The sequence below is a fragment of the Achromobacter sp. SD115 genome (assembly GCF_017355315.1).
Classification (GTDB): Bacteria; Pseudomonadota; Gammaproteobacteria; order Burkholderiales; family Burkholderiaceae_B; genus Achromobacter; species Achromobacter xylosoxidans_B.
Genome location: NZ_JADIJM010000021.1, coordinates 111,451 through 118,814 on the forward strand (window position 1 = coordinate 111,451; position 7,364 = coordinate 118,814).

Here is a 7,364-nt window from a genome sequence, read left to right on the forward strand (position 1 = left end):
CCCGCCGCAGGCGCGCGGCACGCTAGCGGGCTGGGGGCTCGGCGATGTCGATGGGGGCTGCGGCCGCTTCGATGATTGCACCCACGTCCAGGCACAAATCCTCGCGGTAGCGCCCCGCCACCACCTGCACGCCGACCGGGCTGGCGCCCGCGCCGCTCATGGCGCTGCCCATCGCCACCGACAGGCCCGGCAAGCCCATGAACGGCACGCCGATCTGCGTCATCTGCGCGCGCCAGACGCGCGCGTACGCAGCATCGCCTTGCAGGTCCAGCTTGTCCGGAAACGGCAGTTCGGCCGACACCGGCAGCAGCAGCACGGGATATTCGGCGAAGAACAGCTCCCACAGGCGTGTCAAGGTGGCGCGCCGCGTCAACGTGGCCGAAAAACTGGCGAGGTCGGCGCCAGCTGCCTTGTCGCGCTGGCCGGCCAGCGCCACCAGGGCGCCGCGGTCCCCCTCTTTTTCCGCGGCCGCGACCATGGCTTCGTAACCATCGGCCAGCCACATGCGGATCTGCAGGTCCGCGGCCTCCTGCATCGGCGGCACCGCATCCAGCGTGTCCACCGTCCAGCCTGCCTCGCTGAGCCGGCGCGCGGCCTCCTGCAAGGCCTTGACCACGGCGGGCTGGGTATCCATTCCGTCAGGATTCAGGCACAGCGCGGCCCGGCGCGGCGCCTCGGGCCCCACCAGCGGAGCCGGCACCCACCACGGGTCGCGCGGATCCCGCGCCGCCAGCGCGGCCAGGCCCAGTCTCAGGTCGGCGATGCTGCGCCCCAGCGGGCCGGACACTGCGGTCAGTTGCCCGCCGATGGAGCGCTCCGGCAAGGCCGCGTTGTATGCCGCCACGCGTCCCAGCGACGGCCGCAGGCCGTGCACGCCGCAGGCATAGGCCGGATACCGGATGGAGCCGGCGATATCCGTGCCATGCGCCAGATGCCCGATGCCGGCCGCCACCGCGGCGGCCGCGCCGCCCGACGAGCCGCCGGGCGTGAGCGCCGGATTGCGCGGGTTCAGCGTGTCGCCATGCAGCGCGTTGCCGGTGAACCAGCGCAAGGAAAACGCGGGCGTGTTGGTGCGGCCCAGGATCACGGCCCCCGCGCGCCGCAGATTGTCCACCACCGGGCTGTTCCCGGCGGCGATCACATCCTGCTGCAGGCGCACGCCGTTGGTCGTGGCGTAGCCCGCCTGATCGACGTTGACCTTCACTGTGACGGGCACGCCGGCCAGCGGTCCCGCGTCTTCGCCGCGCGCAAGCATGGCATCCACTTGCGCGGCTTGGGCCAGCACATCTTCCGGCCTATGGTCCACCACCGCATTGATCGCGGAATTGATGGCATCCAGCCGCCCCAACGCGCTTTGCGCGGCCTCGCGGGCGGACACTTCACGCTTGCGGATGCGGGCGGCAAGCTCAACTGCGGACAAACGCCAAAGATCGGACACGCGCGACTCCTGAGTCATGGTTGCGTTGATGGGTCAGGCCAACCTTAGCGCCAGCCGCGTCCGCCCACAAGCCGCCGCGCCCCGGCCTGCGCCTACTGGTCCTCTTCGAAGACCTCGACGATGGCGTCGGCCACGGCGCGCACGCGGGCCGTGCGGTTCAGGTCGCCGTGCATCACCAGCCATAGATCGTAGGGTTCGCTGCGGGCAGGCCAGATGCGCACCAGATCCGGGTACTGGGGCGCCATGTGCGTGGGCACCTGGCCTATGCCCAGGCCCGCCGCGACGGCCTCGATGATCATCAGGCCGGAATTCAACTCGACACCCATGCGTCCGTTGCCCGTGGGCTCGCCGCAGAAGGTATCGGACCAGCCCGGCAGCACCGCCTGCTGGTAGGTCACCAGGGTATGCCCCGCGAAGGCCGTACCCAGCCGCGGCTCGCCATGCGCCTCCAGGTAGGCCTTCGAGGCATACAGCCCGACCTCCTTGCGCGCCAGATGCCGGTGGATCAGGTCGGGATTGTCCGGCCTGATGTTGCGGATCGCCAGATCCGCCTCGCGGCGCGTCAGGTTGCTGAGCTGGATCGCCGTGGACAGCGTGACGCGGATGTCGGGATGGTGGGCATGCACGCGCCGGACCGCCTCCATGACGTAGTAAGTGGCGACGGTTTCCGACGTCGCCACGCGGACCACGCCCGACAGCCGGTGGTCCAGTCCCTGCATCTGGCGCTGCAACTGATCCGCCGCCTGCTCCATGCGCTCCGCCGCCGCGAACGCCAGCTCGCCCGCCGCCGTGGGGACGTATCCGCCCGGGGTGCGCAGGAACAGTCGCGCGTCCAGCGAGGCTTCCAGCGCCGCCAGCCTGCGCCCGGCCGTGGCCTGGTCGACCTGCAGCAGCGCCGCCGCGCCGCGCAGCGTGCCGACCCGATAGATGGCCAGGAAGATCCTGGCGTTGTCCCAGTCCATGACAGCCTTTCGAAGATGCATTTTTGCATGACTATAAAGCAATTATTCTGCTTTTTTGCATCAACCAAAGCGCCTAAGCTTCACTCCTCGAAAGCCGCCGTACGCCTCAACCATGAACTCCGCCTGTCCCAATATCCCCGCGCCCTCGCTGGACGCCAAGCCCGCGGCAGCCGGCCTGCTGCCGCTCGTCACGCTGGCCATCGGCTTCGTCATGGCCATGCTGGACGTGACCGTCGTCAACGTCGCCCTGCCCAGCATCGCGGTCCAGTTCACCGTGCCGCTGACGGATCTGGTCTGGATCGTGGACGGCTACACGCTTACCTTCGCGGCCCTGCTGCTGGTGGCCGGCGCGCTGGCCGACCGCTATGGCGCCAAGACGGTCTATCTGGCCGGCCTGGGCGTCTTCACCCTGGCGTCGCTGCTTTGCGGGCTGGCGCCGGATGCCGACCTGCTGATCCTGGCCCGCATGCTGCAGGGCCTGGGCGCGGCGCTGTTCATGCCCAGTTCCCTCAGCCTGCTGACCCATGCCTACGACGACGAGCAGGTGCGCAACCGCATGCTGGCAGCCTGGTCCGCCATCGTGGCGGTGGCAGGCGCCGCCGGCCCGCTGCTGGGCGGCGTGCTGATCCACCAATTCGGCTGGCGCGGGATCTTTCTCATCAACATCCCGCTGGGACTGGCCGGCTTGTGGCTGGCGCGGCGCCGCATCCAGGCCGCGCCGCGCCGGCCGCGCGCGCTCAATCCGCTAAGCCATCTGCTGGGCGTGATCGCCCTGTCGTCGCTGTGCTTCGTGCTGATCCAGGGCAATGCCTATGGCTGGTCTTCCAGCCTCATCCTGGGCATGGTTGCCCTCTGCCTGGCCGCCGCCGCGCTGTTGGTGCGGCGCGAGCGCCGCCACGCCGAGCCCATCATCCCGCGCGCCCTGTTCGCGACCGCGCAATTCGCGGCCGCCAACGGCGTGGGCTTTCTGATCAATCTTGCCTCCTACGGCCAGCTTTTCCTGCTCAGTCTGTTCCTGCAACAGGCGCGCGGCGCGGACGCCTTGCAGACGGGGCTGCAACTGGTGCCGATGCTGGCGGTATTCTCCATCGGCAACCTGATGTCGGGCCGGATCTCGGCGCGCTGGAACGTGTCGACGGCGCTGCTGGGCGGATTGTCGCTAGCCGCCATCATGAGCAGCATGGGCACTTTCGCTTTCTCGCCGGACATGGCTTACTGGCCGTTTGCCGTCGCCGTCGCGCTGTCCAATCTGGGCGTGGGCATCGCCGTGCCCGCCATGACCAGCGTGGTCATGCAGGCTTCGGGCAAGAGCCACGCGAACAGCGCCGCCGCGGCGCTGAACGCGAACCGCCAATCCGGTGCCCTGGTCGGGGTCGCGCTGATGGGCACCATCCTGCATCTGCTGCCGGACTGGCACGCCAGTCTGCCCGCGGCCTACTGCATCATCGGCGCAAGCTATCTGGCTGCGGTTGCGCTGGTGTGGCGGCATCTGCGCCGCGCCCGCAACGCCTGACCTCCGGCACGAAGACAGCCGCGGAAATCAGGCCGGCTGCCCTCGCCTCGTTCAAGCGGCCGCGAGTATGGCCACGCCGCGCCCCGCGAAGAATTCGTCGAAAACGGCCAGCGGCAATTCGACATCGGCCTGCGTGCCGGGCTCGCCCGAGGGATTGTGGAAGGTCACCGAATCGGGCGTTGCGCGGGTCACCAGCACCAGGTGCCCGCCTTTCCTGGGCGGCTGCCGGTCGGGCCAGCGTATCCAGGGATGCACGGAGGCCATGAAGTAGGCGGCCCGCGACATCAATCCATGCAGTTCGTCCGCGCGCAGATCGACATGCACGCGCGCCGCCAGGCCGAATACCTCGTCCACATAGCGCACGAACGGCGCGTAGATCATGCCATTGATCTGCTCGCCTTCCACGGTATAGGCGCCGTAAGGCAAGCTGCCCCGCGCCAGCTCCAGCGTGGGGTAATGCCGCCTGTCACGTGCCGCCAGCACCATCTTCAGGCAAGCCATGCCGCAAACGTGGCTGGCCCAGCGCCCATACTCGTCCGCATCACGCGCGCCCGAGCCGCGCCAGGCAGGATCATCGACCAGGGCCAGCTTGCCCTGGATGATCTCGCTGGCCAGATGCGCCGACTCCCATTGGCAAAAGTACGGCACGGCCGTTCGATGGGCTGGGGTCGCGTTCATGCGGGATTCCTGGATTCTTGAAGCGGAAGGAAGCCACTATCTTGCCCGCGCCGCCTGCGCGTGGCAACGCGTCGGCGTTTGCTTCACAATGCTCCTATCCGCGCACACAGGAGACCCGCATGTCCACCACTGCCACGTCCAGCCCGCCCGCCATCCGCCGAGTCGCCATCGTGGGCGCCGGCACCATAGGCGCCAGTTGGGCCGCGCTGTTCCTCGCTCGCGGCCTCGAGGTCGTCGTCAGCGATCCGGCCGCCGACGCCGAAGCGCTGACGCGCGCGCGCGTGCAGGCAGCATGGCCCGTGCTGTCAGAACTCGGGCACGTGCTGCCCGGCGCCTCGGCCGAAGCCCTGAGCTTCGAACCGGACCTGGAGGCCGCGCTGGCCGGTGTGGACTTCGTGCAGGAAAACGCGCCCGAGCGCGAAGACTTCAAGACTGCGCTGTTCGCGCGCATGGATGCCGTGCTGCCTGCGCACGCCATCGTCGCGTCCAGCTCGTCCGGTCTCATCATGAGCCGCCTGCAATCGCAGTGCCGCCATGCCTCGCGCTTCGTCATCGGGCATCCGTTCAATCCACCGCACCTGATCCCCCTGGTCGAGGTGGTGGGCGGCACCCAGACCTCGGCCGAGACCATCGATCGCTGCATCGCCTTCTATCGCAGCCTGGGCAAGTACCCCATCCGCCTGAACAAGGAAGTGCCGGGCCACATCGCCAACCGCCTGCAGGCGGCCCTGTGGCGCGAAGCGATACACCTGGCTGCCGAGAACGTGGCCAGCGTCGCCGACATCGACGCCGCCGTGTCGCAAGGGCCCGGCCTGCGCTGGGCTTTGTTCGGTCCGCACATGACCTTCAATCTGGGCGGTGGTGCGGGCGGCCTGGCCAATTTCATGGAGCACCTGCTGGGTCCGGTACAAACCTGGTGGGACGACCTGGGCGCACCCGAGGTCACTCCCGAGCTGCGGCAGCGCCTGATCGAAGGCGTCAACGTCGAAGCAGGCCAGCGCAGCATCGCCGACCTGGTCCAGGCTCGTGACGCCCAACTCACCGCGCTGCTGAAAGTGCTGCAACGCTGAACCGGCAGCAGTCAATGGCAGCAACACGGGGCGAATGCGCCCCATAGCCCATCAAGCCGGCTGACAGTAGCCGGCCATTCCATCGCAGGATTCCTCCGCATGATCTCCGTAACGCATGAAACCGCCCATTCCCGCTACACCACCACCGTTGATGGCGTCTTGTGCGTGCTCGACTACCAGCTGCAAGGCAACACCATGGCCATCACGCACACCGGCGTGCCCAGCCAGGTAGGCGGCCGTGGCATCGCCGCTGCGTTGACCAAGTACGCGCTGGACGACGCGCGCACCCGGGGCTGGAAGGTGCGGCCCTTGTGCTCATACGCCGACGCCTATATCCGCCGCCATCCTGAATACAGCGATCTGCTGGCCTGAGCTTCTTCTGCGTTTCGTACCGTGACCAAGCAATCCAAGCTTCAGGCTGCGGCCTGTCCCTGCGGCGGCCCCAAGCCTTATTCCGAATGCTGCGGCCGCTGGCATGAAGGGCCGCAGGCCATGCAGGCACCCACCGCCGAGACGCTGATGCGCTCGCGCTACAGCGCCTTCGTGCTGGACAAGTTGCCCTATCTATTGGCGACCTGGCACCCGAGCACCCGCCCCGCGTCTCTCGATCCCAATCCGCCCGACCTGAAATGGCTGGGACTGGCAATCAAGCAAACAGGCAGCCAGGACCCTGAGCACGCAACCGTGGAATTCGTCGCCCGCAGCCGACAGGCCGGCCGCGCCCATCGCCTGCATGAACTCAGCCGCTTCGTGCGCGAAGACGGACTATGGTTCTACGTGGACGGCGACCTGTACTGATCCTGGCCCGCACTGACGGACCAGGCCTTCCTCAACCCAGACATCAGAAAAGGCAGACATGAACCAGGATCCTCGCCACACCGAAGCGCTCTTTCACGCTGAACCTGTCGCGGCATTGCGCGCCGACCTCGCGCTCGCATTGCGGGCCGCGGCGGCACATGGCTTGGGGGAAGGCGTCTGCAATCATTTCAGCGTGGCCTTGCCCGGCGATCCGGAGCATTTCCTGCTCAATCCCCGCGGACTCATGTGGCATGAAGTGCAGGCGGAAGACATCGTGCTGATCGATGCCCAAGGCAACAAGCTCGCGGGCCGCCATGCAGTCGAACCCACGGCCATGTTCATCCATGCCGCCATCCACCGCATCGCTGGCAAGGCCTGCGTGCTGCACACGCACATGCCTTACGCCACGGCCTTGACCCTCACCTCCGATCGGGCGCTCGATACCACGCTGTCCCAGAATGCCATGCGCTTTCATGGCCGCTTGGCGGTCGACAAACACTACAACGGCCTGGCTCTGGACGTAAGCGAGGGCGAACGCATCGCGCGCGCGATGCAGGGCGCGGACGTGGTGTTCCTCGCCAACCATGGCGTGGTCGTCTGCGGCGAACGGCTGGACTATGCCTACGACGACCTGTTCTTCCTGGAACGCGCCTGTACCGCCCAGGTGCTGGCGCAATCCACGGGACGCCCGCTGGTGCCCGTCAACCCCGCACTCGCAGCCAAGGTTGCTGCACAGGTGCAAAGCGAACGCCTGCAATCCGAATTATTCTTCGCCGCCTTGCGGCGCCAATTGCCTTAGCCGTCGTTACCGGCGCGCCTGAAAACAAAATCCCTCGCAGGATCTTCCTGCGAGGGATTTTTCATGGGTTGTGGCCCTTGTCATCGCGCGCGCCATCCGGCGCCAC

Annotated in this window: 8 protein-coding genes; 5 read left to right on the plus strand and 3 right to left on the minus strand. The window is 67.6% G+C overall.

All coding sequences use genetic code 11. From position 1 onward, the window contains the following. Positions 1 to 22: 22 nt before the first annotated feature. A complete protein-coding gene (locus IPU70_RS25255; RefSeq protein WP_207471589.1) occupies positions 23 to 1,438 on the minus strand; it encodes an amidase family protein in 1,416 nt (471 codons plus the stop codon). Between the two features lie 92 nt (positions 1,439 to 1,530). Next, a complete protein-coding gene (locus tag IPU70_RS25260; RefSeq protein ID WP_041655984.1) occupies positions 1,531 to 2,400 on the minus strand; it encodes a LysR family transcriptional regulator in 870 nt (289 codons plus the stop codon). A 112-nt stretch (positions 2,401 to 2,512) separates the two neighbouring features. On the opposite strand from IPU70_RS25260, the gene IPU70_RS25265 reads away from it, so the two are divergent. After that, positions 2,513 to 3,913: an MFS transporter gene (locus IPU70_RS25265; protein ID WP_207471591.1), complete on the plus strand. Its 1,401-nt coding sequence runs from the start codon at positions 2,513 to 2,515 to the stop codon at positions 3,911 to 3,913. Between the two features lie 51 nt (positions 3,914 to 3,964). On the opposite strand, the gene IPU70_RS25270 is transcribed toward IPU70_RS25265, so the two are convergent. Beyond that, positions 3,965 to 4,591 carry a hypothetical protein gene (locus IPU70_RS25270; protein WP_207471593.1) on the minus strand — a complete coding sequence of 209 codons (627 nt, stop codon included), beginning with the start codon at positions 4,589 to 4,591 and terminating at the stop codon, positions 3,965 to 3,967. Between the two features lie 119 nt (positions 4,592 to 4,710). Here IPU70_RS25270 and IPU70_RS25275 point away from each other — a divergent pair, with 119 nt between their 5' ends. The 4 genes from IPU70_RS25275 (at position 4,711) to IPU70_RS25290 (ending at position 7,258) form a co-directional block, all read left to right on the plus strand. Beyond that, entirely contained in the window at positions 4,711 to 5,661 is a 951-nt protein-coding gene (locus IPU70_RS25275; protein ID WP_207471598.1) for a 3-hydroxyacyl-CoA dehydrogenase NAD-binding domain-containing protein, read from the plus strand. Between the two features lie 99 nt (positions 5,662 to 5,760). Continuing rightward, positions 5,761 to 6,033, plus strand: a complete 273-nt coding sequence (locus IPU70_RS25280) for a GNAT family N-acetyltransferase (protein ID WP_207471599.1) — start codon at positions 5,761 to 5,763, stop codon at positions 6,031 to 6,033. Between the two features lie 21 nt (positions 6,034 to 6,054). After that, the gene (locus IPU70_RS25285) at positions 6,055 to 6,459 is read left to right on the plus strand and encodes a YchJ family metal-binding protein (RefSeq protein WP_207471600.1); all 405 of its coding nucleotides are present in this window, start codon (positions 6,055 to 6,057) and stop codon (positions 6,457 to 6,459) included. Between the two features lie 58 nt (positions 6,460 to 6,517). Continuing rightward, the gene (locus IPU70_RS25290; protein ID WP_207471601.1) at positions 6,518 to 7,258 is read left to right on the plus strand and encodes an aldolase; all 741 of its coding nucleotides are present in this window, start codon (positions 6,518 to 6,520) and stop codon (positions 7,256 to 7,258) included. The last annotated feature ends 106 nt before the right edge of the window (positions 7,259 to 7,364 follow it).

What these genes read in the sequence shown, in the direction of transcription:
- IPU70_RS25260 (WP_041655984.1), bottom strand. Translation starts at nt 2,400, where the DNA reads ATGGACTGGGACAACGCCAGGATCTTCCTGGCCATCTATCGGGTCGGC.
- IPU70_RS25265 (WP_207471591.1), top strand. Translation starts at nt 2,513, where the DNA reads ATGAACTCCGCCTGTCCCAATATCCCCGCGCCCTCGCTGGACGCCAAG.
- IPU70_RS25270 (WP_207471593.1), bottom strand. Translation starts at nt 4,591, where the DNA reads ATGAACGCGACCCCAGCCCATCGAACGGCCGTGCCGTACTTTTGCCAA.
- IPU70_RS25275 (WP_207471598.1), top strand. Translation starts at nt 4,711, where the DNA reads ATGTCCACCACTGCCACGTCCAGCCCGCCCGCCATCCGCCGAGTCGCC.
- IPU70_RS25280 (WP_207471599.1), top strand. Translation starts at nt 5,761, where the DNA reads ATGATCTCCGTAACGCATGAAACCGCCCATTCCCGCTACACCACCACC.
- IPU70_RS25290 (WP_207471601.1), top strand. Translation starts at nt 6,518, where the DNA reads ATGAACCAGGATCCTCGCCACACCGAAGCGCTCTTTCACGCTGAACCT.